Source organism: Pseudoalteromonas sp. S1610 (assembly GCF_005887465.1).
Lineage (GTDB): Bacteria > Pseudomonadota > Gammaproteobacteria > Enterobacterales > Alteromonadaceae > Pseudoalteromonas > Pseudoalteromonas undina.
In genome coordinates this window covers 1-825 of the sequence record NZ_PNDI01000083.1, presented here as the reverse complement: position 1 = coordinate 825, position 825 = coordinate 1, and the positions used below count along the sequence as shown (strand labels likewise).

At 41.5% G+C, this 825-nt stretch carries 2 tRNA genes and 1 rRNA gene; all 3 read right to left on the bottom strand.

Annotation, left to right across the window (positions count from 1 at the left end):
- Positions 1–384: 384 nt before the first annotated feature.
- Positions 385–460 (bottom strand) — tRNA-Ala (locus CWB77_RS17610).
- Between the two features lie 111 nt (positions 461–571).
- Positions 572–648 (bottom strand) — tRNA-Ile (locus CWB77_RS17605).
- A 76-nt stretch (positions 649–724) separates the two neighbouring features.
- Positions 725–825, bottom strand: a 16S ribosomal RNA gene (locus CWB77_RS17600); the annotation flags it as partial.

Here is an 825-nt window from a genome sequence, read left to right as displayed (position 1 = left end):
ACCATGACTAGGCTTATCGCAAGTTAATACGTCCTTCATCGCCTCCAACTGCCAAGGCATCCACCGTGTACGCTTAGTCACTTAACCATACAACCCAAACGGGTCTTTGTTTCGTGACAGTTTAACTTCGCCAGAAGTTAATATTGAATACTAAAGTAGATACCAATTAATCCGAGGATTAAATGGCACTGAATGATACTGCTATCATTCTTTTTTACTTTTGAAAACTCTGTACAAATAACAAATGTATTCATACGAATTTTATTATCAGCTTTTCCAAATTTTTAAAGAGCAGAGAATCAAAAACTTCTCAAAATTAAACACACTCTATTCTCAGGTGATTGTGCTACCCGATAAAAGAATATTTATTTTTAAGAAGTAAAGTGGTGGAGCTAAGCAGGATCGAACTGCTGACCTCCTGCGTGCAAGGCAGGCGCTCTCCCAGCTGAGCTATAGCCCCACATATGCTGGTCTTACTGTTTGTATACCGACTTCTTTTTAAGATAAGGCGTAAGTTAAGGCCGTTTAGTTCACTAAACAACGAAGCTTACAACGCAGTATTAAGAAGAAGTGGTGGGTCTGAGTAGATTTGAACTACCGACCTCACCCTTATCAGGGGTGCGCTCTAACCAGCTGAGCTACAGACCCAAACAATAAGTGTTGTTCTCTTTACAATTAACAATCATCTGTGTGGACACTACGAACAAATAAGTTCTAAATCGTATAAGGAGGTGATCCAGCCCCAGGTTCCCCTAGGGCTACCTTGTTACGACTTCACCCCAGTCATGAATCACTCCTTGGACCACGTCCTCCCGAGGGTAAGAC